Source organism: Weissella oryzae SG25, assembly GCF_000691805.2.
Lineage (GTDB): Bacteria > Bacillota > Bacilli > Lactobacillales > Lactobacillaceae > Weissella > Weissella oryzae.
On sequence record NZ_DF820537.1, the window covers coordinates 1 to 339 of the forward strand.

At 45.4% G+C, this 339-nt stretch carries 1 protein-coding gene; it reads right to left on the reverse strand.

Annotated elements, in window-relative coordinates:
- Nucleotides 1-339 (reverse strand): Ig-like domain-containing protein (locus TT13_RS11490; RefSeq protein ID WP_045477413.1); only part of this gene is annotated, 339 nt, incomplete at both ends.

The window sequence follows — 339 nt, forward strand, 5'->3', positions numbered from 1 at the left end:
TTGGGCAGTACCAACTTCGTTATTATCCTTGTCATAGATTTTAACCGTTGAGTTTGGCTCAGCTGTACCAGTAACAGTATAACCGTCTGTCGAGTTACCAGTTACGTTATCAACGATAGGTGCACTAGGCGCTACCTTATCATCATCGGCTGGAGTCATGAAGTCAGTTGGCGTACTTACATTACCAGCGGCATCAGTCGCTGTGGCTGTAAGGTTAGCCTTCTCACCCACACTAGCAGGTAATGTAATGGTGTACTTACCATCAGCGCCAGTTTGGGCAGTACCAACTTCGTTATTATCCTTGTCATAGATTTTAACCGTTGAGTTTGGCTCAGCTGT